This is a genomic window from Thalassospira permensis NBRC 106175, assembly GCF_000714555.1.
Taxonomy (GTDB): Bacteria; Pseudomonadota; Alphaproteobacteria; order Rhodospirillales; family Thalassospiraceae; genus Thalassospira; species Thalassospira xiamenensis.
Window position 1 is genome coordinate 52907 of record NZ_AUNC01000003.1, and the last position, 26394, is coordinate 79300.

Genomic DNA, 26394 nt, shown 5'->3' on the forward strand with positions numbered 1-26394 from the left:
CCGTTTTGTTTGAGGCTATTTTCTTCGCAGCGATCAATTCTCAGCCTGCTTGATCAGATCGTTCGAGAAGCGGTGAATGATCTGTGTCAGTTCCGAAGACCGCGACGAAAGTTCTTCGGACGCGTTGCGCAGATCGCCCGCATGGGTGGTTGTGCTTTGCGCGTTCTTCATGGTTTGATCGACACTATACGAAATCTGTTTGACGCCATCCGCACTGCGATTGGCATTGCCCGCGATTTCCTGTGTGGCTGCGCCCTGTTCTTCAATTGCCGCCGCAATGGCGGTTGACGCAGACCGGACCTGATCAATGGTTTCCGACACGCGCGAAATACCCGTAACCGCACGCTCGGTGCCTTCGACGATGCCGTTGATCTGGGCCGCGATTTCCTCGGTCGCGCGCCCGGTCTGGGTGGCAAGGTTTTTGACTTCGCTTGCGACCACCGCAAAGCCCTTGCCCGCATCACCTGCACGGGCGGCTTCGATGGTTGCGTTCAGGGCCAAGAGGTTGGTCTGGCCCGCGATGTCGTTAATCAGGCTGACGATTTCCTTGATTTTATCAACGGCTTCGGACAGGCCGCCAACATCGTCAGAGGCGCTTTGGCTTTCATGCGTTGCGCGTTCGACAGTGTTTGACATCTGAGAAATCTGAACGTTGATTTCCGTGATCGAGGAAGAAAGTTCCTCGGTCGCGGCGGCAACCGCGTCAACATTCTGTGACACGGACCCGGCGGCAGATGCGACCTGCTGGCTTTGATCAAGAATGCCTTCGGCGTTGTGTGACATACTAACTGCAAGTTCACCGCTGCGTTTAACCGATTGGTCAACGGCACCGGCAATACCACCAACTTCGCTCTCGAGTTTTTTGGCGATGTTGCGGATATTGGTGCGCCGTTCTTCTTCGGCTCTCTGTTTCTGGATGGCGGCGTCTTTTTCAAGCTGCTGGGCCTGCGCGGATTTGTCACGCAGGGCAAGAACGCCAGATGCCATGTCGCCGATTTCGGTAAAGTTGGAATCCGTCTCAACTGGTGCCTGATAATTGCCTTCGGCAATTGTCGCGATCGAACGGTTCAGGCCGACGATGCTTTTGGTGATACGGGTGCCGACGAACCAGGACAACACGCCGGCGATGACGATCGCGATCACAGAGATAATCGCGATACGTTGCATCACAGACTGAAATTCTGCGGCGACGTCATCCATATAGACGCCCGCACCTAATGCCCAGTTCCAGCCCGGAATCGGGCGAACATATGCGGCCTTTTCGACCAATGTATCGCCCATGCCTGGTTTTTTGGTTTCATAGGTTATCACGCCACCACCGGCCTTGGCGGTTTTGACGATCATCTGGCGCACTTTGCTGTCGGGGTTGCATTTGCCGACATCTTCGGGGCTGAGCGGATCAAGAACCATGCAATGGTTATAATCGGTGGCGTATATGTAGTTCTCCCCATCAAAGCGATACGCATTGAGCAATGAAAGCACTTCTGCCTTGGCGGCGTTTTCATCCATATCGCCCGCTTTGACCTTGGCAATATATGAATCAACGATCGTTACCGCACCCTCGGTCAGATGTTCGATCTGTTCGAACTTACCGTTACGCAGGCTGCTTTGATAATTCAAAGCGACTGTCGCGATAATCGCGAGAAGTGTCAGCAGGCAGATGGCCGGGATCGAAAAAATCCCCGTAACAACCCGAAAACGCATATTTCTTCCCCTTACGCGTTATTTAAGCGACCGATAATGCACACAAATTAGGCATGCATAGATTAATTCCGCGTTACATATGGGAATGGTGAATGCGTTTTTGCATGGCTGCCCGGCGCAGGGATTGATTGACTTTGTTTCGGGGGGCATGTATCACCCCGTTCATTCCTTCGCTTGTAGGGCAGATTGAGCTGTCAGGAACTGTGTGAAAAGGCGAGGGCGGCGATGACGTGATGACGTCATGGCCTCATCATATGCCTCTCATGCAGGGTCCGAAGCAGCGGCTTGATCGCCGTGCACCGGTCGCTATTGCTGTCGAGCAGGCACATCATGGCGCGAACATGGCGCCGACCGGATTTTGAAGGACTTTCCTTTATGACTAATTTTGAAGGGCTCAACCTTATCGAGCCCCTGCTGCGCAACGTTGAAGCTTCTGGTTTCACCGCACCGACCGAGATTCAGGCAAAAACCATTCCGGCTTTGCTTGAGGGTCGTGACCTGATGGGGATTTCCCAGACGGGCGGTGGTAAAACCGCTGCATTCTGCCTTCCGCTGTTGCAGCGCCTTGCCGAAAACCCGAAACGCCCGGCACCGGGCCAGCCGCGCGCGCTTATTCTTGCGCCGACGCGTGAACTGGTAAACCAGATCGGTCAGTGCCTGCGTGATTTCAAAAAAGGCATTCGCCTGTTCTCTTCTGTTGTTTACGGTGGCTCGCCGATGGGTCCGCAGATTCAGGAACTGCGCCGTGGTGTTGACATTCTGGTTGCGACCCCGGGTCGTCTGCTTGACCATATGTCACGCAATACCATTCGTTTTGATGACATCGAAGTCTTCATTCTCGACGAAGCCGACCGTATGCTCGATATGGGCTTCTCGGAAGACGTTCTGACCGTTGCCGAAGTGCTGCCGCGTGATCACCAGACGGTGATGTTCTCGGCAACCATGCCGCCAGCTGTCAAACATCTGACCGACCGTTTGCTGAACAATCCGGTTAAGGTTGAAACCGCGCCGCAGTCCAGCGTGACCGAGCGTGTGACCCAGCGCGGCATGTTCGTGAAACGTCACGACAAGACCTCGCTTCTGGTTCAGTTGCTGAAACGTCAGGAAAGCGAACGCGTTCTGGTTTTCACCAAAACCAAAGCCGATGCGGACGAGCTTTCGTTCCAACTGCGCGATGAAGGTGTCGATACCGACGCCATCCATGGTGACAAGCAGCAGCGTATTCGCCAGAAAATCCTGCGTAACTTCCGTAATGGCCAGTTCCCGGTCCTGATTGCAACTGACGTTGCAGCACGTGGGATTGACGTTCCGGGCATCACGCATGTCATCAACTATGACCTGCCGACCGATCCGGAAAACTATGTGCACCGCATTGGCCGTACCGGTCGCGGCAGTGCCGAAGGCATCGCGATTTCGTTCTGCGAACCGCGTGACGTTCGTCATCTGCGTAACATCGAACGCGTGATCGGCCAGCAGGTCGAGATCGACGAAGATCATGAATTCCATTCGGCTCCTCCGGCCCGTTCGTCGGGTGGTGGCGGTCGCGATGGTGCTCGTGGTGGTCGCGGCGGATTTGGCGGCGGCCGTGATGGCGGTCGTGGCCGTGGTGGTTTCGGCGGCGGTCGCGATGCTGGCCGTGGTGGTCGCGGTGGATTTGCTGGTGGCCGTGATGGTGCCCGCGACGGTGCCCGTTCATTCGGCGGCCCGCGTCGTGCCGAAGGTGACCGTGATGGTGCACGCCGTTTCGAAGGGGATCGCGAAGGCGGTCGGGCTTTTGGTGGTGATCGTGACGGTGGTCGTGATGGCGACCGTCGTTTTGGCCAGTCAGATCAGCCGCGTGGTGATCGCGGTGGTGATCGTCCGGCCCGTTCGGATCGCAACGACCGCGGTGGTGACCGTTTTGATCGCAAGCCGCGCTTTGATCGCGCTGCTGCCGACCAGCGCCCTGATCGTGCAGAGCGTTCTGATCGTACCGAGCGCACGGACCGTGGCACCAACTTCCGCCCGCGTGGCGAAGGTGCACCGGCACGTGATGGCGAGCGTCGTTTTGCTGACAAACCACGTGGCGAACGCGGTTTCAAAAATCGAGATCGTGATACCCGCGGTCGTGATTTCAGTGATCGTCCGCGCCGTGCCGAAGGTGGTCGTGGTGAAGTCCGTGGTGGAAACCAGGGCATGAAGCGCCGTTCCGCCTAAGTCATTTTGCCTTTCTCTTTCCGCCTTTTGCTGACAGTTCCGGGCAATCTGAAGATTTTAAAAGAAGCCTCCGCTTTGCGGGGGCTTTTTTGATTTCAGTATCATCCAACGGTTGGTGTGTAATTGTGGTAATGTGCGAAAAAAAACACATACCGGATGATGAATATGCTCGTGAGTCTCCTTACATTACTCACAAAATAATCGACGCTGCGAGATTGGTGATGCGGTTGGAGAGTGATGGATATGCAGTTGATGACCCGGACAGGGTATTTAGCGTCCATTTGCGTTGCTGGTTTAATCGCAGCAAACATTGCCCATGCCAAGGACGCCTCACAGAATTTTGCGGTCGATAATGGTGGCGTGCGGGATTGCAACCATTTGATTGCATCGGGAAACCCGGATTACCCACCCTATCTTTGGCCAGCCGACGATGGTTCTGGTCATCTGATTGGTGCGGCTGCTGAATTCCTGCAGCGGGTTGGTGATGCCGCGGGCATTAACATTGAAGTCGTCAATACCGGTAGTTGGGGGCGTGTGCAGCAGCACATGCGTGAGGGTGGCATCGATATGATCGCAGGTGCCTTCTTTACGGTGCCGCGACTTGAATACATGGATTATTTTTATCCGGCATTCCAAGGGACGCGTACGGTCATCTGGACCAAAGCCAACATTGATATCAATTATCGCCAATGGTCGGATCTGCGCGGGCTTGAGGGGCTTACAGTCATCAACAACAGTTTCGGGCAGGAATTCGACAGCTATGCAGTCCAAAACCTGACCATTCGGGAAGTTCCAAGCCTTGAACAAGGTTTGATGATGCTGGATCGTAATCGCGGAGAATATCTGATTTACGAAGAGTTCCCCGGCAAAGCTTTTGCTGCGCGGGAAAAGATTGACGATATTCGCAGCTATGATATCGCGGTAAGCGAAGAAAGCCTGTATTTGACCATGTCGCATAAGTCGCCCTGCAATACCGGCGCGATGCGTGGCCGTATTGCTCAGGCACTTTTCAAGCTTGTGGGCGACGGCGTGATGGATGAAATGCTCGAAGCCAGCATCGCCCGCTGGAGCACCGGCACAAACTGACCCCCGATGAGTTGATATAAAGTTGAAAACCGGCCTTTTGCCTCTTGCGATCATAAATAGGTATAGTGATGCGGATTTTTATTTGACGTTTACGTTAACGTTAACGTAAACTACAACAGATTTGCTTCATAACCCGTGATGACCGGTGCTCGATATATTGAACCGGCATGACTGCAGGCAGGACAGGACCGCAAGATGGCACAGTTTGAGTCGCAAAATCCGAACTATGATGCTGAAGTCCGGCATCGGTTTTCTCAGCAGCCCTACAATCTTTCGATCGGGGCCGAGGTCGTTGATGTGAAGCCGGGGCGGGTCGAGATTGTCGTGCCGTCACGCGCGGATCTGATCCAGCATAACGGCTATTTTCATGGCGGCCTGATCGCCGGGCTTGCCGACATCGCGGGCGGCTTTGCTGGATGGAGCCTCGTTGCCGAAGATCAGGGCATGCTGACCATCGAATACAAGCTTAACATCGTCGCGCCGGGCATGGGCGATCAGTTGCGCGCGGTTGGCGAGGTGGTTTCACGCGGTCGGTCGATCATTGTCACCCGCATCGATGTCTTTGGTATGAGGAATAGTGAGCCGGTTCTGTGTGCGACGTCGCTTCAGACGCTCAAGGTCATGAAGCTGCCGCCGGAATTATTAAGTAACGCTGCATAATCGGTTTAATTATTCACTTTTATCAAAAAATCAAAACACCCAGGGCAGGAATAGTAAAATGGCATTTTTCGACTTTCCCGGATTGAAATTTGATCTCGGCGAGACCGCAGAAGCGATCCGCGAAACCGTTTCATCCTTCGCCGAGGCAGAAATCGCGCCGCGCGCGGCCGAGATTGATGAAAAAAATCAATTCCCCAATGATCTGTGGCGCAAATTTGGCGATCTTGGTCTGCTGGGTATGACAGTCCCCGAGGAAGATGGCGGAACCGGGCTTGGCTATCTTGAACATGTGATTGCCATGGAAGAAATCAGCCGTGCATCGGCATCGGTTGCACTTTCCTACGGGGCGCATTCCAACCTGTGTGTCAATCAGATCAAACGCAATGCCAATGCCGAGCAAAAGGCAAAGTACCTGCCAAAGTTGATGAGTGGTGAACATGTCGGTGCGCTTGCCATGAGCGAACCGGGATCCGGTTCCGATGTGGTGTCGATGAAATTGCGGGCAGAAAAAAAAGGTGACCGTTTCATCCTGAATGGCAACAAAATGTGGATCACCAATGGTCCGGATGCCGATACGCTGGTGGTTTATGCCAAAACGGATATGGATGCCGGGCCCAAGGGTATTACGGCATTTATTATCGAAAAGGGTTTCAATGGTTTCTCGACGGCGCAGAAGCTCGATAAACTGGGGATGCGGGGGTCAAACACCTGCGAACTGGTGTTTCAGGATTGCGAAGTGCCCGAGGAAAATATCCTTGGGAATTTGAATGGCGGCGTTCGTGTTTTGATGAGCGGCCTTGATTATGAGCGTGTCGTTCTGGCCGCCGGACCGACCGGCATCATGCGCGCCTGCATGGACGTGGTCGTGCCCTATATTCATGAACGCAAACAATTCGGCAGGGCGATCGGTGAATTCCAGCTGATGCAGGGCAAGATGGCCGATATGTACACCACAATGAATGCCTGCCGGGCCTATGTTTACGAGGTCGCCAAGGCATGTGATCGTGGTGAAACATCACGCAAGGACGCGGCAGGAGTGATCCTTTATGCTGCCGAAAAAGCGACCTGGATGGCGCTTGAAGCCATTCAGACGCTGGGTGGTAATGGTTATATCAATGAATACCCGACGGGACGTTTGCTGCGCGATGCCAAGCTTTACGAGATTGGCGCAGGCACCAGCGAAATTCGCCGCATGTTGATTGGCCGTGAACTTTTCGGCGAAACCGCCTAATCCCCATATTTGGAATACAGGATCAGATCCATGAGCAATTCAGACCCCATCGTTATCGTTTCCTGTGCCAGAACCCCGATGGGCGGCCTGCAGGGGGATTTCGCAACCGTTACCGCATCCGAACTGGGCGGCGTTGCCATCAGGGCCGCGCTTGAGCATGGCCGTGTTGCTGCCGAAGATGTTGACGAAGTCATTATGGGTAACGTTCTGCCCGCTGGTCAGGGACAGGCCCCGGCGCGTCAGGCCGCATGGAAGGCGGGTATCCCGCGTTCTGCCGGTGCAACCACGATCAACAAGATGTGCGGATCGGGCATGAAGGCCGTGATGTTTGCCCATGATACGCTGGTCGCCGGTGGCGCCAATGTCATGGTGGTGGGCGGCATGGAAAGCATGACCAATGCGCCGTTCCTGCTTCCGAAAATGCGGTCGGGCCACAAATACGGCCATGACATGGTTTATGACCATATGGCGCTGGATGGGCTGGAAGATGCCTATGACAAGGGCCGTTCGATGGGCACTTTTGCCGAGGCAACAGCCGAAAAATACGGATTTACCCGCAAAGCACAGGACGACTATGCCATCACGTCGCTGACCCGTGCGCAGAATGCTGCCAAGTCAGGCCATTTTGCTGATGAAATTGCCCCGGTGACCTATGCCACCCGTAACGGCGAGGTTACCATTGATGCCGATGAACAGCCGCCCAAGGCCAAGCCGGAAAAAATCCCGACCCTGCGCCCGGCATTCGCCAAGGACGGCACAGTAACCGCGGCCCATTCGGCATCGATTTCCGATGGGGCGGCGGCTCTTGTCATGATGCGCGCGTCGGAAGCCGAAAAGCGCGGGCTTAAGCCGCTTGCCAAAATCGTTGGTCAGTCTACCCACGCCCAAGAACCTTGCTGGTTCACGACGGCTCCGATTGATGCGATCAAAAAGGTGTTGGGCAAAACCGGCTGGTCCAAGGACGATGTTGATCTGTGGGAAATCAACGAAGCCTTTGCCGTGGTGGCGATGGCCGCCATCCGTGATCTGGAACTTGATCACGGCAAGGTCAATGTCCATGGCGGTGCCTGTGCGCTGGGCCATCCGATAGGTGCCACCGGTGCGCGGTTGTTGGTGACCCTGATCCATGCGCTTAAAACCCATGGCGGGACCAAGGGCGTGGCGTCGCTTTGCATTGGTGGCGGTGAAGCCACGGCGGTCGCCATCGAGCTGCTTTAAGTTTTTGGTAAATTATGTGAACGAAGTTACGCCCCTGTGATCGGAGGGTTCGGCTTTCTGATGACAGAAAACCGTGATCCTGCTATCGGAATTGCGGTTTTGGCGCAGGGGCGAGACTGCTTGCGCGACACCAACACCAAGGTATCATAGTCAAGGGACAGCCATGCAAGATGTGTTGAGCCTGGCGGCGCAAAATCTTCTGTCGCCCATCGTACTTTTCTTTGTTCTGGGGGTGGGGGCTGCCCTTGCGCGATCCGATCTGACGATCCCCGAAGCCGTGGCCAAAGGCATATCGCTTTATCTGCTCTTTGCCATTGGCTTCAAGGGCGGGGTTGCGGTCTCAGATAACGGGATCGACCTGACCTTGGGTATGACCCTGATGGCAGGTGTGATCCTGTCCTTCGTTCTGCCCTTTATCGCCTTTGGCCTTTTGCGGTGGATATCGCAACTCAGCCGGACAGATGCCGCCGCCGTTGCCGGGCATTATGGCTCGATCTCGATCGTGACGTTTGTTGCGGCGACCTCGGTCCTGCAAAGTTCCGGCATTGTGGCAGAGGGTTACATGGTTGCTGTCGCGGCGGCGATGGAGGCACCGGCTATTTTCTCGGCCCTGTTACTTGTGTCATCGGGCGGTAAGGGGCGGATGGATGGCGCGTTGATCCGTGAAATCCTGCTCAATGGTTCCATCGTTTTGCTTGTCGGCAGTTTCTTTATCGGCTGGATCACCGGGGCTGAGGGCATGGCAAAGATCGAGGCGCTGATTGTTTCACCCTTCCAGGGGGTTCTTTGCCTGTTTCTGCTTGATATGGGGCTGGTTGCGGGGCGTGGGCTTAAACAGGGTCGTGCCGTGCTGCGTGCGGGGCCACTGGCCTTTGGTGTGATGATGCCGGTGATCGGCTCCTGCCTTGGTCTGGTATTTGCGTTGCTGATCGGCCTGTCACTGGGGGGTACAGTGCTTTTGATGGTTCTGGCCGCCTCGGCAAGTTATATTGCGGTGCCTGCGGCCATGCGTGTCGCCCTGCCAGAGGCCAATCCGTCGGTCTATCTTACGCTGTCGCTTGGCGTGACGTTCCCCTTCAACCTGACGCTTGGCATTCCGCTTTATCTTGCGATGGCCAGCGCCGTTCACGGAGGTTAATCCCATGGAAAAGCATGATGCCAAACGCGTGGCGATCATTATCGAAGCCATTATGGAAAGCCGCCTGCGCCAGGCGCTTGAGGGGGCGGGGGTTACCGGCTTTTCCGTGCTGCCGGTGCTTGGTGGATCGGGGCGGTCAGGCAGCTGGAGCCGTGACGATACCGTGTCGCGCGGCGGCGGCATGGTTCAGGTGATCTGCATTATTCGCCCGGAGAAACTTGACCGGATGCTTGAAGCCGCGTTCGAGGTGGTGGATCGTCATATCGGCGTTGTCACGATCAGTGACTGTCAGGTGCTGCGCGCGGATCGTTTCTAGAAACGTCAGGGTTTGGTTGTCTGCGAAACAAAGGAGATCGTACGTTTAGAACGGTTCAAAAGGTTTGAATGGGGACTATCAACTTGGGCAATTTGGTCCTATTTTGTCGGCAGCGTTATGACAGAATAGGGGACTTCGCGAGATGTCAAAGCCAACCGTTGATCGGATGCTTGCCGGGTTCAAGAGCTTTAAGGCGATGTATTATGATCAGCGCCCGGAACGCGTCGAGGACCTGGTCAATATGGGCCAGCGCCCGGAAGTTCTTCTGATTGCCTGTTCTGATTCCCGCGTTGATCCAGCCATCCTGACCAATGCCGAACCGGGCGAGATGTTTGTTATCCGTAACGTGGCAAACCTTGTTCCGCCCTATGAGCCCGATGAGAATTACCACGGTACGTCGTCGGCGATCGAATTTGCGGTGCGTGATCTCAAGGTCAGGGACATCGTCATTCTGGGCCATTCGGCGTGCGGTGGTATGGAGGCTCTGGTCGAGCACGGCGAAGCGGGCAAGGTGCCGGATCGCGACTTTATCGGCGAGTGGGTCAGCATTGCGAAATGCTGTCTGGAACATGGCCCGGATGTCGACAAGGTATCGCGTCATTCGATCCGTAACTCGCTGCAAAACCTGATGTCGTTCCCGTTCATCAAGGAACGGGTCGAAGCTGGCGACCTCAAGCTGCATGGCTGGTGGTACGGCATGAAAGAAGGAATCCTGTGGCGCTTTGATGCCGAGCAGGACAAATTTGTTCAGGGCGAAGAATAGGCCCGGCCTGATGAAAACGATCTTCTGATCGCATGGCCGGTGCATCGCCCAATTGGGAGGGTGACCGCCATGCGGTTGGAAGAACATCAGATCATGGTGCGCGATACCGCGCGCGAGTTCGCCGAAAATGAACTCAAACCTCATGCCGCAAAATGGGACATCCACCATACCTTTCCGGCCGAAGCGATTGCCGGATTGGGAGAGCTTGGCTTTTTGGGCATGCTGGTGCCCGAAGAATATGGCGGGGCGGGCATGGATCACGTCGCCTATGCGCTGGCACTCGAAGAAATAGCTGCTGGCGATGGGGCAACCTCCACCATCATGTCGGTGCATAATTCGGTCGGGTGTATGCCGATCCTGAAATTCGGTACCGAAGATCAGAAAGAAAAATATCTGGTCCCGATGGCGCGTGGCGAAAAGATCGGCGCATTTTGCCTGACCGAGCCGCAGGCAGGCTCGGATGCCAGCGCATTGCGCACACGTGCCGTGCGCGACGGCGATCACTGGATTATCAACGGTTCCAAGCAATTCATCACGTCCGGCAGTGAGGGTGATGTGGCGATTGTCTTTGCCGTTACAGACCCGGAAGCAGGTAAACGCGGTATTTCGGCCTTCATCGTGCCAACCGATACGCCGGGCTATGTCGTTTCGCGGGTCGAGGAAAAGCTTGGCCAGAATGCATCGGACACCTGCCAGATCACCTTTGTCGAATGCCGGGTGCCCGGTGAATACATGCTGGGTGAAGAGGGGCAAGGCTATAAAATCGCACTCGCGAACCTTGAAGGCGGGCGCATCGGCATTGCTGCCCAGTCTGTCGGCATGGCGCGTGCCGCATTTGAAGCTGCGCGTGATTACGCCAATGAACGCGAGACGTTCGGTAAAAAGATCATAGAACATCAGGCGGTGGCATTTCGCCTTGCCGATATGGCGACGAAAATCGATGCGGCCCGTTTGCTGGTCCATCGTGCTGCCGAACTTCGCGACGATCACAAACCCTGTTTGACCGAGGCCTGCATGGCCAAGATGTTCGCATCCGAAATCGCCGAAGAAGTCTGTTCGGCGGCAATCCAGATTCATGGCGGATACGGCTATCTGAAGGACTTTCCGGTCGAACGCATCTATCGTGATGTCCGGGTTTGCCAGATTTATGAGGGCACATCCGATATCCAGCGCATGGTGATCGCGCGATCACTGGCCGATTAAGTGCCGGGTGGTGGGCCAAATCGATCTAGATAGCGTTCGGCACGGGGCAGCGCGTTGTGAAGAAACTGATCGGGTTCGCGCAACCAGAGGCCTTTGATTTCCTTTGATTTTTTCTCCGATATCAGAATGTTGCGAGGCAGCAGGGTTGGTTCAGCATTCCATCCCGGCCAGTGTTGCCTTGCCCGCTTGAAGTAATGGGCGATCAGGTCGGTACGTTTGCTGTAACCATGATAGTCAAACGCCCACTCGTTCCATATGACGATGATATGGTTGCCGGTATAGCCTTCAAACGGTCGGAGCCAGAGTGGCTGCATCGTGCTTGTTGCGTGCAGTTCAAGAAATGCGTGTGCGAGAATGTGACAGGCACCGCAGGCAAAAAAGACCCTGTCGGGCAGATTCCAGCGTTTGACAGGATCGGATTTGCAGTAATGCGCGGTACGGGGCTGATACATTCCTGTGTTCCGGGTCTATTTTCCGGGAAGCAGATTGTGTTTGTCGAGCAATCGGCGGAACTGATGATAATTCAGGCCAATCTGTTTGGCAGCTTCGGTCTGATTGTTGGTATTGTCTGCCAGTGCCTTTTCCAGAAGGCGAATTTCAAAGGTTGCAACTTCTGATTTGAAGTCGATGCCGGTATCGTTTCGAGAGGTCGGGGTTTCGGTATTGACAGGTTCGGTTTTGCCTGCGGTTTCGCTCCAGATGCCCGCAAACGGATCAAGGACAATGCGCGAAAGCGGGCTTTCGTCATCCTCGGCGAGATAAAGGCTTCGTTCAACTGCGTTACGCAATTCGCGCACATTACCTGGCCATGAATGGGTCAAGAGCTGTCGGGCGGCGGCGGGGGTAAACCCGGCAAAGACCGAACGGGACAGGCGTTTGGTCATTTCAAGCGCAAATTGTTCGGCCAACGGCAGGATGTCATCGGACCGTTCGCGTAGCGGCGGTACGGCAATGACATCAAAAGCCAATCGGTCGAGCAGGTCGGCGCGAAACTTCCCGGTTTTGGCCAATTCGCGCAGGTTTTCATTTGTCACACCAATGACGCGGGCATCAACTTCGATCACTTCGGAGCCGCCAACCCGCTCGATCTCGCCATACTCCACCACCCGCAGGAGTTTTTCCTGCACCACCGGGCTTGCGGTGGCGATTTCATCGAGAATGATGGTGCCGCCATGTGCGCGTTCAAATCGCCCGACATGACGTTTGGTTGCCCCGGTAAAGGCTCCGGCCTCGTGCCCGAACAGTTCGGTATCAAGCAGGGTTTCGGACAGGGCCGCGCAATTGACCTTGACCAGCGGGCCGCCCCAGCGACGGGACAGATAGTGCAGGCGTGAAGCAATCAGTTCCTTGCCCGATCCCCGTTCCCCGATCACAAGGCATGGCCGTTCAATTGGCGCCAGACGTGAAACATGTTCAAGGGCGGCCAGAAAAACGGGGTCTTCACCCAATATCGGTTGCAAGCTATCCATTTCGCGAAAAACGTTATCGAAAAAAGACAAAATTGTCGCGATAAAAGTTAATTGGATAAGGCGAGTGATTCTAAGTCATTGATTTTATTGGATGTCAAAACTGGCATGGCATTTGAAATAGAGAGATCAGAATTTTTGCGTCCCCCGTATTTTTAAGGAGATCAGACAATGGGCGTGTTTTCGCGTTTGTCCGATATCGTAAATGCCAATATCAACTCGCTTCTGGATCGTGCCGAAGATCCGGAGAAAATGGTTCGGTTGATGATCCAGGAAATGGAAGATACTCTGGTTGAAGTCCGTTCCGCCGCCGTCAAGGCGATTGCCGATAAGAAAGAGGTCGAGCGCAAGCTCAAGAAGCTTCATGACGGTCAGATTGAGTGGGAAGGCAAAGCGGAATTTGCCATTTCCAAAGGCCGTGATGATCTGGCGAAAGGTGCGCTGATGGCGCGTCGCCGTCTGGCCGATCAGAGCATCGTGCTGGAGCGCGAGCTTGAAGTGATCGAGGAAACGCTTGGCAAGTTTGACGATGACTTGAACAAGCTTCAGAGCAAGCTTAACGAAGCCAAGGGCAAGCAGCGTGCGGTTGAAATCCGCATGCAGACTGCCGAAAAGCGTGTCAAGATGCGGGAAAAGCTGCATTCTGGTCAGATCGATGAAGCATTGCTGCGCTATGAGCAGATGGAACGCCGCATTGATGAGCTTGAGGCCGGTGCGGACTCCTGGGATCTTGGTCGCGGGCAGAGCCTTGAAGAACAGTTCGAAGACCTTGAAGCCGAGCTTGGGATCGAGGACGATCTGAAAGAGCTTAAAGCGCGGGTCAAGAAAGACAAATAATCAGCGGTTCGCGTGTTTCGATGCGATAAGCTGCAACAAAGGTTGAGCTGACAAAGATGTGGGCGATTGCTGTACCGTTAATTGTGTTTGTTGTCGTTGTCGGCCCGGTTTGGGTTGTGTTTCACTACATAACACTTTGGAAACGGATGAAAGCCGAACAGCAAAAATCCAGTCCGGAACAGGTGGCGAAGGAAAAGGAAATCGTCGCCACGCTCAAAGGCCGGGCAGAACGCCTTGAAAATCGTGTCGAAACACTTGAACGCCTGTTGGATGCCGAGGTTGCCGAATGGAGGAACAGGATATGACTGCACAGCAAGCTGCTGCCGGTGCCGGCTATCAGCGCGGTCACAATAAACATCGTCATGGCGGTTGCCGTTTCCGGCGTGAGGGCAAGGACGGCAAGGAGTGTGGTGGCGTCATTCGCCGCACGACCCGGGGAATTGCCGAAAAGTTTGGTATCCCGCGCAAAGGTGTGCTGATCGCCTTTATCCTGATCCTGATTTTCAGCTTCCCTGTCGGTGTGATGCTGTTCGCCCTTGCGTGGGCCTATGTGCATCATCCGGAATGGTTTGATGGTCTGCGCGGCAAGTTTCGCGGGGCCGGTCGGACGGGGTCGTATAATGCCTCGACCGCGCATGCCGACGCGCCAGAAGAGCGCCCGACCATGGGTGTCGATTTCGAAGAGCCCTGGATGGAAGACCTTCGCGAGAAATTCGATGACCTTGAACGCCGGACCGGTTCAATGGAAGGTTACGTTGCTTCTGGTGATTACCGGCTGGCATCGGAACTTGAAAAGATGAAAAAAGACGATGCCAGCGGCAAGAAAGACGCCGATGGCAGCGACGATGATGCTTCGACCTCCCCCAACGATAAAGCGTAGTCGATGCTGCGATGACATCGGTATCAATCCCCCCTGCTTCGCAGTGATATTGAGTTATCCCGCAGCTTCACCTTTCGAGCCGGACCTGTTTCTACGGGTTCGGTTTCTTTTTTTGTTTTTGTTCGTGATCGCAACTATTTGCTGAAAAATAACCAAATAGCATTTATCACTATACCTAATTTAAAGGTTTTCTGACTAGCTTGGTGTCCTCTGGCGATATCTGGCGGGAAAGCCTGCCAGCAAAACGGGGGGTGATATGGCGGCCATGATCGAACATCCGGGCGAACAGGATTTTCTGCATCGGTTGATGCTTGATAATCCGTGGTGGGATGGCATCACCGATGATCTGGTTCATGATCTGCCGCAGCGTGCGTTTTTCAAACGGTTCTGGGCCGCAATTGAAAAAAACGACGGAACAAAGGCCGTTGTTTTAACCGGGCCGCGTGGGGTGGGTAAGACCGTCATGTTGCGGCAGGCCGTTGCCGAATTGCTTAATGCCGATACACCACGTCGACATGTTTGCTATATCTCGCTTGAGCACCCGCTGTTTCTTGAAATCGATTTGCCGCGACTGCCAAAAATACTCCGTTCCATGCGGGGTATATCGGCAGATCATCCGCTTTGGCTGTTTATCGACGAGGTGTCCTATCAGCGCGATTGGGAAGACCGGGTTGCAAAATTGCTGGTGGCGGACCCGATGTTGCGCGTGGTTGCGGTTAGTGCGTTGGCACCCAATCCAAACGCGCTTGGTCATATTCAAAGCTTGTTTTTACCGCCTTTCAGTTTCGCCGAATATCTTGAGCAGCGCGGGATCGCGCCGTCAGACGTCTTGCCGCAAACACCCAATGTCGGGCGCTATACCGCCGATATTCCCGATGGCCTGATCGAGCTTAACGACCTGTTCGAAGCCTATATCAACGAAGGCGGTTTCCATGATCGTGACGGCGAGGCGGGGGCAATCCATCGATCGCTTCATTCCGATCTTCCCGGGTTGCACGGCATTTCAAATCCATCGGATTTGCACCGTCTGTTTGTGTTGCTGGCCTATAACACCGGTGCGGAATTCTCGATCGAGACATTGGCGCGGGAACTTGATATCGCCAAAAATACGCTACGCCGTTATCTTGAGTATCTTGAAAGTGCATGGCTGGTGCGCAGGCTGGAACGTGTCGATCAGGATGCAAAACCGTTTCAGCGCGCGGTGGCATTTAAGGTCCATCTGATTCACCCCGGGCTTCGCGCCGGATTGATCGGTGCCAAGGCCGCGGACAGTGCGACAATCACCCGACTGGCGGAAACCGCGATCCAGACCCAGTTCCTGACGTCGAGTGTCGGGCTTGAAAGCCTTTATTACGCGCGTTGGGGGCATTACGAGGTGCCGTTCGTTTTCCTTGACCGGCGAAGCGGAACACCGCTTTTTGCCTATCACTGCCTGTGGCGTGATGAAGGCATTCGAAAGCCCAAGGAAATCCGTGCATTGGTCAATTTCCGCACCAGTCATGCCTTGCCACTAGGGGCATTCGTCCTGACCAAGGCGCAATGGCATGGCGGTAAAATCGGTGGCGTGCCAATGCGTTTTGAACCTGCGAGTGTCCTGGCACTTCGGATCGGGCTGGAATTCTCGCAGCTCTGAGCGGCGTCACAGTGCTGGTTTGATGGCGTCTGTTCCGGGCAGTATGCCGCAGCCCTGATGGTGGCGGCAGGAACTGCTAGGACAAGGCAAAGGAGGTCGTTTATGACGACACTTTCAAAGCTCTCCCATACTTTTGTCGCCGCGATCCTGCTGGTTTGCGGGCTGTTGATGATCAATGCCACATCCGCGATGGCTCAGGTCGCGTGCCCGGTCGGTGCGATCACAAATGCAGGGCTGCCCGACATCAATGGCGATCATGTTTTCTGTGGCGAGATAAACAGCAAAGGCAAGGCTGTCGGTTTCCATTCCCGTCCCGGCGGAAACAATCCTGCGGGTGGGGGGATAACGAATGTTGTGATCACCCAGCCAGCAAACCCGATGGGAATTTACAATATATCCTTTAAAAAGAACGGGGTTCAGAAGTCGATTTCGACAATGTTCCCCGACAGCTGTTCCCAGGATGAGGTTGTGAACTCCATCCTTTATGCCGAGGCCAATCAGGAAGCCTGTCCGGCGGGAGCACCCGGCTGGGTGGTCTGCGGGAAAAATCGACCAGATCCGGTGATGGCTACACAGGGGCCGTATTGCGAAGGTGACGACGATTCAAACCGTTTCTACATCGCGGTTGGGGTCAATGGCGGAAACATCAACACCGCGTTCCCGCTGCGTTAACCGTGAAATGTGAGGCTTGAAAATGGCAGGCGGTGAAATGATGGTACCCGATTGGCCAGGCAGGATTGTTGGCGATGAAGGGCATGATCGCATCGCCGCCTGTCTTGTTCTGGATATTCAGAATGCACCGGAATGGGCGCAAATCGTGCTTGATCGGGTGGATGCGATCATCAATGGCAGTGAAGACCATTGGGAGATGGCAATGAATGCCTATATCTTAAAAATGGATGCGGCAATTTGCGAAATTGCCCCGGCATATGAAGAGCAGGACGAAGAAATTGTCTGGGTCCCGTCTTTGGAATTTCGTGCGGCTCTGGTCGCATGGATAAAACAGATAGATCAATCAACAGGTTAACCAGCCGATAAACAATATCATCAATGCTGGCACCAAATTTGACGTTTTGTGGGGACAAAGTCGTGACTTCAGGGTTTTGGCGGCGTTTGGTGCCGGTATTATTTCTGCTGCTTGTCGCAGTATCGGTGCCGTCGGCGGCATATGCCGAGGAAAAAAACGAGCCCGATGATCCGCTTGTCAAATTTTTGCGGCAATATGTCGAGCAGGCCGGTTTGCCGGGGGCAGTAATCGGCATTGGTTATGGTGACGGTCAGATGCGCTTTGCCGCAACCGGGTATGCGTCGGTAAATCCCGACACAGGCATGACGCGCGAAAGGCAATTCTATATCGGGTCGCTGACCAAAATGATGACTGCGGTGGTTGTGTTGCAGTTGGCATCTGAAAAGCGGATCGACCTTTCCGATCCGATTGCCAAATGGCTTCCTGCGGAATTCCGCGACAAGATTGCCAATGCCAATGTTGCGACCGTTCGTGATCTTTTGCGCAATAGTTCAGGCATTCCCGATTATCTGGATGGGGAATTTTTCTTTGAGCTGGTCGGGCGCGATCCCCAGCATGGATGGCGTAATCGCGAATTGCTGCCGCTGATTGCGGGCCGTGAAGCACATTTCAAGCCCGGTACCCAATATAAACCGTCCAACAGCAATTATATCCTGCTGGGTGTCCTGATAGAACAGGTCGAAGGCGATCACATCGAAGCGGTGTTCAATCGACGGATTTTTGAGCCAGCCGAAATGCGCAATACATCCTTTGGCCGGTATCCGCGCCCCGATGATCTTGCGCGCGGCTTTGATGACGCCAATGGGGATGGCAAGCTTGAGGATGTGACCGATTTTGATGTCGGCGATCAGCTTTCAGATGGCGGGGTGATTTCAACCGCAGAAGATCTTTTGAAATTTGGCCGGGCGCTGTTTGCGGATGGTATTTTGCTGGGCGCGAACGCGCTGGAGCGGGCCACGACGGATACATTATTCGCCGGCGAAGGTTCCTATGGCTATGGCATGATGATCGGCAAAACCGATTGGGGACCTGTTTGGGGGCATGACGGGGTTTATTTCGGTTATTCTGCGGAATTTTCGTGGTTCCCCAAACAGGATGTCGCGATTGTTTTCTTGTCCAATGGGCGCGCGTTGAACGAGGTGCTACCTGTAACGGGCCTGCTGTTGTCGGGCCTGTTTGGCAAGGCGCAATAGTTCAGTGCAATTTAAATAATTGAAACTAATCGATTAATTGTTCATCGCGAGCATGCGGGCGGACATTTATGCTTACAGCGCATAACTGATAGGATTATAATAGTTAGAATTCTATCTAATTTCTCTGTTATGCTTTGCATCATGGAAAACAATGATCTTGATACCCCTTATCTGAGTCTTGGAAGCACGTTGATGCGTGTCGCGCGTTGCTGGCGTCGCGAGATCGACAGCACATTGCAATCGCACGGCTTGTCTCAAACCATGGTGATGCCCCTGATTGTTCTCAATCGGGCAGCCGGTCCCGTAAGACAAGGTTTGATTGCGGATGAAATCGGCGTCGAAGGCCCGTCTCTTGTGCGGGTTATTGATGCGCTGGAACGCGATGGACTTATTTCGCGTGTTTGCGATCTGAGCGACCGGCGCGCCAAAATGGTTGCGCTAACGGCAGCAGGTAAAGACAAAGCCGCCGAGATCGAGATCATTCTTGCCGATATCCGCAACGAACTCACGGCCGATATCGACCCCGAAAATCTTGCGACCACTCTTGATGTCATGCAGCAATTGCTTGGTAAACTGGCGCAACGCGGTGGCGACGCTTAGGGTGCGGGGAATAAGATGTTTGCAAATATTCTTGCCCTGCGTCCCAAAGGTGCTGACTGGCTGTTTTCGGCAAAAACGTTTGCCGCGGCGGTTCTTGCATTGTTCATTGCGCTGGCCTTTGATCTTGATCGGCCTGTCTGGGCGATGGCAACGGTCTATATCGTTGCCCATCCTTTGTCCGGTGTTCTGGCGTCCAAGGCACTTTATCGTGTGATCGGAACGATCATTGGGGCGGTTGCGGCGATTGTAATGGTGCCCAATCTTGTAAATGCGCCGGTTTTGCTATCGCTTGCGCTCGCACTTTGGGTTGGGGGCTGTCTTTATCTTTCCCGACTGGACAGGACGCCCAAGAGCTATCTTTTCATGCTGGCGGGCTATACCGCGGCGATTGTCGGTTTTCCGTGCGTAACGGACCCCGGGATTATTTTTGATACGGCCGTCGCGCGTGTCCAGGAAATTTCGCTCGGCATCATTTGTGCCACACTGGTCAGTCATATCATTTTCCCACGCCATGTCGGCCCGGTCGTCGCGGCCCGGATTGATGGCTGGATGGACGATATTGCCGACCTGGCAAAGCTAAGTTTTGATGCCGGTTCTGATCCTGAAAAGTTGCATCAGGACCGGACACGCATCGCGGCAGATATTGGTGAATTGCACGGGCTTTCTGTTCATCTGGGATATGAAAAGTCCCGATTTGCTGGGCGAACCCGCCAATTGCAAGCCCTGCAGAGCGCGATAGCCGCTCTTTTGCCTGTGCTTTTCGCCGTTCATGACAGAATAACAGCGCTTGTCGATTACAGTGGGAGCATCCCCAAAGATTTGCGGGCCATTCTTGATGATGTTGCGATCCATATGGCAACCGGCCACTACGATGGTTCGTCAGCGCAGGCGCTTCATGCGCGAATTGCCGCATATGGTGCCGAGTTTTCGAATGCATCGGAATGGGATGGCCTGTTGCAGCTTAATCTTTGTAATCGTTTGCACCGGCTTTTGAATTTTCATTCCGATTGCTGCCGGTTGTGGGATGGGTTGCGTGTCGACAATGTTCCAGCCGACGTCGTGGATCGCTGGCGTGATAGTGCGCAGGAGCGGGCTTTGCATCGCGATTATGGTGTTGCGTTCCGGTCCGGCATGACGGCGGTGATTGCAACCTTGCTGGTATGCGGTTTCTGGATCATGACGGCATGGCCTGCAGGCGGGACGGCGGCGATGATGGCAGCAGTCGGTGCCAGTATCATGTCGTTCCTTGATAATCCGGTTCCGGCCTTGAAGGGCTTCATCCGTTATACCGCGATGGCAATTGTTGTCGTGATTATCTACAGCCTTGCGATTCTGCCCGGCATTGATGGCTTCCCGCTTCTTGTTATGGCGTTTGCACCCTATTTCCTTTTGCTGGGGGTGTTGATGACTTCCCCGCAGACATACGGGTTTGGTCTGGCGATGCTGGTCAATGTCGTGATGATCCTGAATGTCGATACCAGTTACAGCAGCGACTTTGCCACCCTGCTCGATAGCGGTCTGGCATCGCTTGCCGGTTTTGCTGTCGCGGCACTTGTTACGGCCTTTGTGCGCAGCGTGACAGTCGATGCCAGCATTCGGCGACTGGTGATGTCAAACTGGCGCGACATTAGTGCTATTGCGCGCGGGACGCTCCGTTTGCCGCGCATGGTGATGATCCGCCGTTTACTGGATCGGCAGGGTTTGATTTTGCCCAGATTGGCATTGGCACCAGACCATCGCGATACTTTGATCCGGTCAATGCCGGAGGTCTCGATTGCTGCCAGCATTTATGACCTGCATCGTTTCAAGGCGCTGGCGGATCAAAGGATCGCGACCAAACTGGATGTGGTTTTGCGAAACATGGCGCGTCATTTTGACAATCGCCGTCGAGATTTTGGCGCACTGCCCGATCCTGTGATCCTTGATGAAGTCGATAATATCCTGCGTGAAGTCGTGGCAATTTCACCCACACCGCTTCGCGCTAAATTGCTGATCCCTCTGATTGCGCTGCGCCGTGCCTTATGCCGCGCGGGCGCACCGGTGCTGGATCGCTCGGCAGATAAGGCATTCGTCTCCGATCTGCCACCCCTGATCGGAGAAACCGCATGATCAATCCGATGATCGATGTTTACGGCGTGTTTGTACCCGCCTTTCTGATAATGGCGCTTGGCGCCTGGTTCTGCCTGAAAGTGCTGCATGTCGGCCTTGCGCGGATCGGTTTTTACAAGATAACCGCGCATCCCGCTTTAACGGATCTGGCCCTGTTCGTGCTGATCCTGACGGCACTTTCGGCTCTGTTTGTTCAATAGGTGACGATATGAAACCGACTTTTGCCAATTTCCTTCGCGTTCTGGTGACGCTTGTTCTTGTTCTGGCGGCATCTGCTGGCGGTTATCAGCTTTATGATTACTACATGAATTCTCCTTGGACCCGGGATGGGCGGGTCAGTGCCGACGTTGTGGCAATTGCGCCGGACATCGCCGGGCTGGTCAATGAGGTAAACGTTACCGACAACCAGATTGTTCATGCCGGGGATTTGCTGTTTTCCATTGATCCAGCCCGGTATCAGGTGGCCGTTGATCAGGCACAGGCAAAACTTGAAAGTGCCATTGCCGCACGTGATCAGGCCAAGCGTGAAGTGAAACGCTACCGGGGGCTTGATAGCGACGTTGTTTCGCGCCAGAAAAAAGAACAGGTTGCAACCAATCTCGCGACCGCACAGGCAGATATGGATCTGGCCAAGGCCGATCTTGATCTTGCCGTTTTGAATCTGGCACGCACCAAGGTTGTTGCCCCGGTTGATGGCATCCTGACGAATTTCTCGTTACGTCGGGGGAACTATGTTGGTGCAGGGCAGGCGATTGCAGCCCTGGTCGATAGCCAGTCATTTTATGTGGCGGGTTATTTCGAAGAAACCAAACTGCCGCGTATCGCAATCGGCGATCAGGTCGAAGTCCGTCTGATGGGTGAAGATAACGCTATTTACGGCCATGTTGTCAGCATCGCAGGTGGTATTCAGGATAGTGAACGGTCGGGCGCAGGGGGGAACCTTGCAAATGTCAAACCGACCTTTAGCTGGGTCCGTCTGGCGCAACGTGTACCGGTGCGGGTTTCGCTTGATAACGTCCCTGAAAATGTCCGGCTGGTTGCGGGGCGCAGTGCGACGGTGACGGTTCTGGGTGAAAAAGACGGTGACCATTTCTGGTCATCCGTCTTTTAGCGAAGATCTAGTTTCCAATTCCGCTCAGCAATGAAGGGGTGCCAAACTGCTTGAGTTCAGCATTGGAATGCTCAAAGTAGCTTGCCCAGAAATGCTCCAGCGCTTTCAATTCCAAGGATGATCTGTAATTGCCATTGTCAAGATAGCCTCCGCCAATGACATATACTTTGGCGTTGCTCATATCTTCAAATGCCAGCTTTTCGCCCAGTTTTTTGATTTCCTGATCGATGGGCAGGTTTTCGAGCTTGCCATTGCCATACAGGGACATGAGGTCCGAGTTTTCCATCATGTCTGAAACGATCAGTACATATTTTTCAGGTGTTTCCGACTTGGCGATAATGTCCTTTGCAACAACCGCAAGGTTGGAAACAATTTCTGTTTTGGGGAGTTCTGTTGTTGCTTGGGAAAATGCGTGGATTAAGGCGCGTCCGGTATATTGACGCACTTGGGTATCCTGAGCTTGATAGCACTGATCGAGTTGGTGCAGAACTTTCTTGGAGACGGAATAGCGAATGTCATCGCCTAAGCGGTTATCTATAATGCCTTTGAGAATGACCTCAGTATAGAAACCAGCAGCATTTGCAGAAAATCCGATAATCTGTATGACATCCCCTGGGCGTAAAAACTCGATAATTTTTCGATATGTTTCTTCTTGGAGTTTTTTGGGAAGAGTCATTGTCTGGTCGACAAGTACATATAAGTCGCGTGATGCAGCCGGGGGATTAATATCCCCCAGTGTGACCAATTGATAGCAACTGCCGATTTTTGCGGTTGTGGCATTTGCCGTCTTTTGGTCGAACCAAAAAATCAACGCTCCAACTAGTATTGCGACGGCAAAAAGTGGCCCGAAGTTTTGTGTAGTTCTCGGAGCTAAACGTTTAAGATCCAAGTCCGAGCTCCTTACGCATGCGTTCACGCATTTCGTCTTCGGTTTCGACATGCTTTTCTTTTGCCTCTTTTTCGGCAAGCAATTCCCTGCGAATGCGTGCTTCCATTTCTTCCGGACTCTCCGCTGCTGTCTTGCCCTGGTTTACAGGATCTGGCGCGGAGGTCGTTTTGATGCTTTCCGATGGTTGGAGTTTGCTTTCCACAGTACGCGAAAGTTTTCGAGCTTCGCTGTTTTGGCGAGATTGCTCTGCCTTGATTTCCGTTTGTTCGTAATGCTCGATAAAGGTGCGGTCAGCTGAATGTTGTATAACTTCTCTATGCGTTTTATCTACACCATTGGAAGTTGCGTTCTCGGTCAGTCGTGCCTGCAAGTTTGAAAGGTGTTTTTGCGCGACCCGCGCAATTGCATCACGTTTGCGTTCGTACCAGGCTTCGTAAGATGTTCTGCTTGGGAAATTGCGAATGATGCGCCGTGCGGTCGAGCTTTCTTTACCTGCAAATCCGGTTTTATAACCGATGCCAATACCCATGATTTGAATAAGGATAAAGAGGGTCGCCAAAATGGCATAGGTCGTCAAGTTGGCAGCGTCACGCGCACCCTCTTGCTCATTGTGCGCTTGATTATTGGCTTCTGTCTGCGGCTCGGTCAAAACATCAGGAAGCCCTTCAGACGCTAGGCCTTCAAGCGAGAAAAGGGAATTGTTTGGCGAGGTGTTCGCGCCAATGGTTTCCGCAGTTTTTTCCTGTTGATAGGTCTCATAGCGCACATATGTCGCTCCAATTGCGACACCGATAATGGCGATCGCGGCGATGATGGTCCACATTGGAGCGCCGGGCGTAACATGTGCATTAGTGTCAACGCGATGCAGAATTTGCATATAGGCGGGATCGTTATCATCCACCTGATCGTTCTCAAGTGTGACCTTGTTTGTGCGACCCAGAAGATTAGGGCGGTCTTCCGCATTGTCATGGATCCACCAGGTCCGAATTTTCTTGATCAGGCCTCGCTTGTGAAGTTCCTGACCTGATTGGTGGGTAAGAAACACCAACACGCAGGAAATGAGAAAGGCGATAAAGAAAGATCCCTGAACCTGTAACTGTTCACTCGCTCCGGGCAGCGTGTATCCGGCAAGCACATACGCAAAACCGAGGGCTTCGACAAATACCATTGCGATCAGGAGAACACGCATGAGGATGCCCAGTTCGTTCCTGCCCAGTTCTTGTACTTTCCCCAGATAGCTTTTGGAGCGGTCATACATTTCGGGATCTGCGGCAATTCGCCGGATGTCACCAGCAAAGTCATCACAAAGAGTACGTTCGGATGCAAACCAGCCATCTCTGCGTACCGAGATATCCTTTGATAAGCGACGCGTCTTACCGATCAGGGGTAAGCTGTAGAGAGCGCTCTTGAAAAACAGTTTTACTTCATCCCACCAAGCAATGACAAGAATGACAAAGATTGCGGTAAGGACAGCTGCGCCAATGATGGCACGATATAACAGCAAGAATGCGTAAAGTTCATCCATTTTATTGTTCCGTGCTTTTGGCGATTTTCAAGTGCATCTCGTTTGCAAAGACTTTGCTATCTTTGTCGTAATATACCCGAGCTTGCGCGAGGCCTTGTTGAGCCACATTTCGCGGGAAGAAGGTATCGATACATCTGACCGGCCATGCACCTTCGTCAAAGAATACGCGATAGACCACGCCGTTCGCGCCGATATAGGACCTTGCAGAGCCTTCGGCGCTAAGGGTCGGTGCTTGGTCCCCTTTCTTGTAATTTTCAAAGACAAAGAGACCGGGCGCTTTCTCGACAAGGCCGCTATCTTCCAAGACAGCCACCTTGGTCAGGCCAATAAGATGCCCGTTAACAGTGTCATGCCATGAGGTCGAGTAAAGTCCGGGAATATAATCCGATGTGCGATGAACCGGCATGTCTCCGTCCAGAGACATGATGCTTCCAACTGGTCTATAACTGTCATTAATGCAAGTCGTTCCAAGCATCATGTCGGCCTCGTTGGAGGCTTTTGCTTCAGAGACCGGCCACAAATTAGAAAAAAGAGATTTTTCTTCTTGGCTTTTCTCCACATTAGCAGCCACGTTCTGATCGAACTTATCAATGGGCAGGCCGCCGAAATCGATTGAGCTGCCAGATTTCAAGGAGGCGACTGTTGGTATCGTTTTGGTGGGGAGTTCGGGTTTGTTTTCCGTCGCTGGTTTGGACGTTTGAGGAGGCCGGGGAATATCAGGTGAATCTTGCGATTTTACAACGCGAGTGGGAAGAGTTGGATCACTTTCAACAAAATTATCATAGGCGATGATGCCCTCTTCCGTTCCAAGTTCGACGACCTCAACCCGGCGGTTTGCAGTGCGCCCTTCTGCGGTGAGGTTGGTTGCGATCGGGCGATCTGCGCCGGCACCCTTGTAATACAGATCAGCCAGGCCGACCCCGGAGCTTTCAAAGATTTTGGCAACTTCGCGTGCGCGTTTTTCCGAAAGGGTCCGATTCAGCTGTTCGGGGCCGGACGAGTCCGTGTGCCCAATAATCAAAACCTTTCGGTTCTTGCCTGCATAGGTCTTTGCCAATTGTTGCAGATCAGCAGCGGCAGACTTTGTTGGTACAGATGAGCCGCTGGCAAACATCATTGCATTAGAAACAGTAACGATGATGCCTTGTTCGCCTTCTTTTGGTGACGATGCGTCCGGGTTAACCCAGCTGCTTGGTGCAGGTGCGTTCACTGCCTGAACATTGAGATCACTTTCTTTCATTTGCTTTTTAACAGCCGCAAGTTCTTTGCATCTGTTCTGAAGGTACGATTGCAGTCCTTTGCCAATGAGTCCGCCAGCGGCTCCCCCGGCTACTGTTGCGACCCCTCTGTTGTCACCACCCGCAAGTAGACCGATACCGATGCCCAGCAATGCTCCGCCGATTACATAGGCTGCTTCGTTATATTCACATTCGCCATTTGCCCCGGGCGTAGTGCTCAGAAAGTTGCCGTTACCGCCGTTGGTAACGCAACCACTTAAAAGGCTGGTGGCGCATAAAGCGGCTACCAACGCCTTAGCAGGTTGCGATTTCATTCTGACCCCTGGATTCAATTATTGTGCGTAGTAGTCCCCTCTAATGCTATTATCTTT

The 26394-nt window shown here is 53.7% G+C and carries 26 protein-coding genes; 20 read left to right on the plus strand and 6 right to left on the minus strand.

Annotated features, from left to right (window positions below):
* Positions 1-33: 33 nt before the first annotated feature.
* Positions 34-1704, minus strand: a complete 1671-nt coding sequence (locus tag SMB34_RS03045; protein ID WP_037987623.1) for a methyl-accepting chemotaxis protein — start codon at positions 1702-1704, stop codon at positions 34-36.
* Between the two features lie 375 nt (positions 1705-2079).
* On the opposite strand from SMB34_RS03045, the gene SMB34_RS03050 reads away from it, so the two are divergent.
* The 9 genes from SMB34_RS03050 (at position 2080) to SMB34_RS03090 (ending at position 11515) form a co-directional block, all read left to right on the plus strand.
* A complete protein-coding gene (locus SMB34_RS03050; protein ID WP_037987624.1) occupies positions 2080-3900 on the plus strand; it encodes a DEAD/DEAH box helicase in 1821 nt (606 codons plus the stop codon).
* Between the two features lie 243 nt (positions 3901-4143).
* A complete protein-coding gene (locus SMB34_RS03055) occupies positions 4144-4986 on the plus strand; it encodes a substrate-binding periplasmic protein (protein ID WP_240478732.1) in 843 nt (280 codons plus the stop codon).
* 195 nt (positions 4987-5181) lie between these two features.
* Complete coding sequence (locus SMB34_RS03060) at positions 5182-5646, plus strand: PaaI family thioesterase (RefSeq protein ID WP_037987625.1); 465 nt, start codon at positions 5182-5184, stop codon at positions 5644-5646.
* A gap of 58 nt (positions 5647-5704) precedes the next feature.
* A complete protein-coding gene (locus SMB34_RS03065; RefSeq protein ID WP_037987626.1) occupies positions 5705-6877 on the plus strand; it encodes an isovaleryl-CoA dehydrogenase in 1173 nt (390 codons plus the stop codon).
* A 30-nt stretch (positions 6878-6907) separates the two neighbouring features.
* Positions 6908-8095, plus strand: a complete 1188-nt coding sequence (locus SMB34_RS03070; protein WP_007088809.1) for an acetyl-CoA C-acyltransferase — start codon at positions 6908-6910, stop codon at positions 8093-8095.
* Between the two features lie 163 nt (positions 8096-8258).
* Positions 8259-9233, plus strand: coding sequence for a sodium-dependent bicarbonate transport family permease (locus SMB34_RS03075; RefSeq protein ID WP_037987627.1), 975 nt, complete (start codon positions 8259-8261; stop codon positions 9231-9233).
* A gap of 4 nt (positions 9234-9237) precedes the next feature.
* Positions 9238-9549 (plus strand): P-II family nitrogen regulator, encoded by a 312-nt coding sequence (locus tag SMB34_RS03080; protein ID WP_007088811.1) that lies wholly within the window; start codon positions 9238-9240, stop codon positions 9547-9549.
* Between the two features lie 142 nt (positions 9550-9691).
* Complete coding sequence (locus SMB34_RS03085) at positions 9692-10312, plus strand: carbonic anhydrase (protein WP_007088812.1); 621 nt, start codon at positions 9692-9694, stop codon at positions 10310-10312.
* 69 nt (positions 10313-10381) lie between these two features.
* The gene (locus SMB34_RS03090) at positions 10382-11515 is read left to right on the plus strand and encodes an acyl-CoA dehydrogenase (protein WP_037987628.1); all 1134 of its coding nucleotides are present in this window, start codon (positions 10382-10384) and stop codon (positions 11513-11515) included.
* Here the strand turns inward: SMB34_RS03090 and SMB34_RS03095 are convergent.
* Positions 11512-11967, minus strand: coding sequence for a hypothetical protein (locus SMB34_RS03095; RefSeq protein WP_037987629.1), 456 nt, complete (start codon positions 11965-11967; stop codon positions 11512-11514). The two genes, SMB34_RS03090 and SMB34_RS03095, sit on opposite strands and share 4 nt — an antisense overlap.
* Positions 11968-11982: 15 nt before the next feature.
* The gene (gene pspF / locus SMB34_RS03100) at positions 11983-12984 is read right to left on the minus strand and encodes a phage shock protein operon transcriptional activator (RefSeq protein ID WP_037987630.1); all 1002 of its coding nucleotides are present in this window, start codon (positions 12982-12984) and stop codon (positions 11983-11985) included.
* Positions 12985-13152: 168 nt separating this feature from the next.
* On the opposite strand from pspF, the gene pspA reads away from it, so the two are divergent.
* The 11 genes from pspA (at position 13153) to SMB34_RS03155 (ending at position 22371) form a co-directional block, all read left to right on the plus strand.
* Positions 13153-13818 (plus strand): phage shock protein PspA, encoded by a 666-nt coding sequence (pspA, locus tag SMB34_RS03105; RefSeq protein ID WP_007088816.1) that lies wholly within the window; start codon positions 13153-13155, stop codon positions 13816-13818.
* A gap of 56 nt (positions 13819-13874) precedes the next feature.
* Entirely contained in the window at positions 13875-14123 is a 249-nt protein-coding gene (gene pspB / locus SMB34_RS03110) for an envelope stress response membrane protein PspB (protein WP_007088817.1), read from the plus strand.
* Positions 14120-14698 (plus strand): PspC domain-containing protein, encoded by a 579-nt coding sequence (locus SMB34_RS03115; RefSeq protein WP_037987671.1) that lies wholly within the window; start codon positions 14120-14122, stop codon positions 14696-14698. The genes pspB and SMB34_RS03115 overlap by 4 nt, the downstream gene beginning before the upstream one ends.
* A 256-nt stretch (positions 14699-14954) precedes the next feature.
* Positions 14955-16331 (plus strand): ATP-binding protein, encoded by a 1377-nt coding sequence (locus SMB34_RS03120; RefSeq protein ID WP_037987631.1) that lies wholly within the window; start codon positions 14955-14957, stop codon positions 16329-16331.
* 102 nt (positions 16332-16433) lie between these two features.
* Positions 16434-17003: an EndoU domain-containing protein gene (locus tag SMB34_RS03125; protein WP_051682094.1), complete on the plus strand. Its 570-nt coding sequence runs from the start codon at positions 16434-16436 to the stop codon at positions 17001-17003.
* 22 nt (positions 17004-17025) lie between these two features.
* Complete coding sequence (locus SMB34_RS03130; protein WP_037987632.1) at positions 17026-17358, plus strand: hypothetical protein; 333 nt, start codon at positions 17026-17028, stop codon at positions 17356-17358.
* Between the two features lie 89 nt (positions 17359-17447).
* A complete protein-coding gene (locus SMB34_RS03135; protein ID WP_240478733.1) occupies positions 17448-18551 on the plus strand; it encodes a serine hydrolase domain-containing protein in 1104 nt (367 codons plus the stop codon).
* 192 nt (positions 18552-18743) lie between these two features.
* On the plus strand, positions 18744-19151 hold the full coding sequence (locus SMB34_RS03140; protein WP_233421799.1) for a MarR family winged helix-turn-helix transcriptional regulator: 408 nt from the start codon (positions 18744-18746) through the stop codon (positions 19149-19151).
* Positions 19152-19166: 15 nt separating this feature from the next.
* Positions 19167-21260, plus strand: a complete 2094-nt coding sequence (locus tag SMB34_RS03145; protein ID WP_037987634.1) for an FUSC family protein — start codon at positions 19167-19169, stop codon at positions 21258-21260.
* A complete protein-coding gene (locus tag SMB34_RS03150) occupies positions 21257-21460 on the plus strand; it encodes a DUF1656 domain-containing protein (protein WP_007088825.1) in 204 nt (67 codons plus the stop codon). Before SMB34_RS03145 ends, SMB34_RS03150 begins: the two co-directional genes overlap by 4 nt.
* A gap of 8 nt (positions 21461-21468) precedes the next feature.
* Positions 21469-22371, plus strand: a complete 903-nt coding sequence (locus SMB34_RS03155; RefSeq protein ID WP_037987635.1) for an efflux RND transporter periplasmic adaptor subunit — start codon at positions 21469-21471, stop codon at positions 22369-22371.
* A gap of 7 nt (positions 22372-22378) precedes the next feature.
* On the opposite strand, the gene SMB34_RS03160 is transcribed toward SMB34_RS03155, so the two are convergent.
* From SMB34_RS03160 to SMB34_RS03170, 3 genes are read right to left on the minus strand one after another with little or no spacing between them, the layout of a single operon-like run.
* Positions 22379-23260 carry a hypothetical protein gene (locus SMB34_RS03160; protein ID WP_156962629.1) on the minus strand — a complete coding sequence of 294 codons (882 nt, stop codon included), beginning with the start codon at positions 23258-23260 and terminating at the stop codon, positions 22379-22381.
* A complete protein-coding gene (locus SMB34_RS03165) occupies positions 23250-24785 on the minus strand; it encodes a hypothetical protein (protein WP_037987637.1) in 1536 nt (511 codons plus the stop codon). The genes SMB34_RS03160 and SMB34_RS03165 overlap by 11 nt, the downstream gene beginning before the upstream one ends.
* Before the next feature lies 1 nt (position 24786).
* Positions 24787-26337 (minus strand): OmpA family protein, encoded by a 1551-nt coding sequence (locus SMB34_RS03170; RefSeq protein ID WP_037987638.1) that lies wholly within the window; start codon positions 26335-26337, stop codon positions 24787-24789.
* Positions 26338-26394 lie beyond the last annotated feature (57 nt).

What these genes read in the sequence shown, in the direction of transcription:
- SMB34_RS03045 (WP_037987623.1), bottom strand. Translation starts at nt 1,704, where the DNA reads ATGCGTTTTCGGGTTGTTACGGGGATTTTTTCGATCCCGGCCATCTGC.
- SMB34_RS03050 (WP_037987624.1), top strand. Translation starts at nt 2,080, where the DNA reads ATGACTAATTTTGAAGGGCTCAACCTTATCGAGCCCCTGCTGCGCAAC.
- SMB34_RS03055 (WP_240478732.1), top strand. Translation starts at nt 4,144, where the DNA reads ATGCAGTTGATGACCCGGACAGGGTATTTAGCGTCCATTTGCGTTGCT.
- SMB34_RS03060 (WP_037987625.1), top strand. Translation starts at nt 5,182, where the DNA reads ATGGCACAGTTTGAGTCGCAAAATCCGAACTATGATGCTGAAGTCCGG.
- SMB34_RS03065 (WP_037987626.1), top strand. Translation starts at nt 5,705, where the DNA reads ATGGCATTTTTCGACTTTCCCGGATTGAAATTTGATCTCGGCGAGACC.
- SMB34_RS03070 (WP_007088809.1), top strand. Translation starts at nt 6,908, where the DNA reads ATGAGCAATTCAGACCCCATCGTTATCGTTTCCTGTGCCAGAACCCCG.
- SMB34_RS03075 (WP_037987627.1), top strand. Translation starts at nt 8,259, where the DNA reads ATGCAAGATGTGTTGAGCCTGGCGGCGCAAAATCTTCTGTCGCCCATC.
- SMB34_RS03080 (WP_007088811.1), top strand. Translation starts at nt 9,238, where the DNA reads ATGGAAAAGCATGATGCCAAACGCGTGGCGATCATTATCGAAGCCATT.
- SMB34_RS03085 (WP_007088812.1), top strand. Translation starts at nt 9,692, where the DNA reads ATGTCAAAGCCAACCGTTGATCGGATGCTTGCCGGGTTCAAGAGCTTT.
- SMB34_RS03090 (WP_037987628.1), top strand. Translation starts at nt 10,382, where the DNA reads ATGCGGTTGGAAGAACATCAGATCATGGTGCGCGATACCGCGCGCGAG.
- SMB34_RS03095 (WP_037987629.1), bottom strand. Translation starts at nt 11,967, where the DNA reads ATGTATCAGCCCCGTACCGCGCATTACTGCAAATCCGATCCTGTCAAA.
- pspF (WP_037987630.1), bottom strand. Translation starts at nt 12,984, where the DNA reads ATGGATAGCTTGCAACCGATATTGGGTGAAGACCCCGTTTTTCTGGCC.
- pspA (WP_007088816.1), top strand. Translation starts at nt 13,153, where the DNA reads ATGGGCGTGTTTTCGCGTTTGTCCGATATCGTAAATGCCAATATCAAC.
- pspB (WP_007088817.1), top strand. Translation starts at nt 13,875, where the DNA reads ATGTGGGCGATTGCTGTACCGTTAATTGTGTTTGTTGTCGTTGTCGGC.
- SMB34_RS03115 (WP_037987671.1), top strand. Translation starts at nt 14,120, where the DNA reads ATGACTGCACAGCAAGCTGCTGCCGGTGCCGGCTATCAGCGCGGTCAC.
- SMB34_RS03120 (WP_037987631.1), top strand. Translation starts at nt 14,955, where the DNA reads ATGGCGGCCATGATCGAACATCCGGGCGAACAGGATTTTCTGCATCGG.
- SMB34_RS03125 (WP_051682094.1), top strand. Translation starts at nt 16,434, where the DNA reads ATGACGACACTTTCAAAGCTCTCCCATACTTTTGTCGCCGCGATCCTG.
- SMB34_RS03130 (WP_037987632.1), top strand. Translation starts at nt 17,026, where the DNA reads ATGGCAGGCGGTGAAATGATGGTACCCGATTGGCCAGGCAGGATTGTT.
- SMB34_RS03140 (WP_233421799.1), top strand. Translation starts at nt 18,744, where the DNA reads ATGCGTGTCGCGCGTTGCTGGCGTCGCGAGATCGACAGCACATTGCAA.
- SMB34_RS03145 (WP_037987634.1), top strand. Translation starts at nt 19,167, where the DNA reads ATGTTTGCAAATATTCTTGCCCTGCGTCCCAAAGGTGCTGACTGGCTG.
- SMB34_RS03150 (WP_007088825.1), top strand. Translation starts at nt 21,257, where the DNA reads ATGATCAATCCGATGATCGATGTTTACGGCGTGTTTGTACCCGCCTTT.
- SMB34_RS03155 (WP_037987635.1), top strand. Translation starts at nt 21,469, where the DNA reads ATGAAACCGACTTTTGCCAATTTCCTTCGCGTTCTGGTGACGCTTGTT.
- SMB34_RS03165 (WP_037987637.1), bottom strand. Translation starts at nt 24,785, where the DNA reads ATGGATGAACTTTACGCATTCTTGCTGTTATATCGTGCCATCATTGGC.
- SMB34_RS03170 (WP_037987638.1), bottom strand. Translation starts at nt 26,337, where the DNA reads ATGAAATCGCAACCTGCTAAGGCGTTGGTAGCCGCTTTATGCGCCACC.